The organism is Anaerostipes hominis (ex Lee et al. 2021), from assembly GCF_002270485.1.
In the GTDB taxonomy this organism is placed as follows: Bacteria; Bacillota; Clostridia; order Lachnospirales; family Lachnospiraceae; genus Anaerostipes; species Anaerostipes hominis.
The window spans coordinates 1-300 of record NZ_NQOG01000078.1; the positions used below are offsets into that span (position 1 = coordinate 1).

General features: G+C 51.0%; 2 rRNA genes. Both read right to left on the reverse strand.

Annotated features, from left to right (window positions below):
* Positions 1-7: 7 nt before the first annotated feature.
* Positions 8-125: ribosomal RNA gene (gene rrf, locus CI597_RS17605) — 5S ribosomal RNA — on the reverse strand.
* A gap of 82 nt (positions 126-207) precedes the next feature.
* Positions 208-300 (reverse strand): 16S ribosomal RNA (locus CI597_RS17610); the annotation flags it as partial.

The window sequence follows — 300 nt, forward strand, 5'->3', positions numbered from 1 at the left end:
AAAAAATATCCGGCAGCCACCTGCTTTCCCAGGTCGTCTCCAACCAAGTATCATCGGCCGTTTTGGTCTTAACCATCGTGTTCGGGATGGGTACGGGTGTGTCCCCAAAACGCATCGCCACCGGAAGTATTCTGTTGTTCTTTTCCGAACTGCACAGTTCTCCTTGACAACTGAACAATAAGACAACCCCTACTTCTTCTTCCTTAGAAAGGAGGTGATCCAGCCGCACCTTCCGATACGGCTACCTTGTTACGACTTCACCCCAGTTATCGGTCCCACCTTCGGCAGCTCCCTCCTATA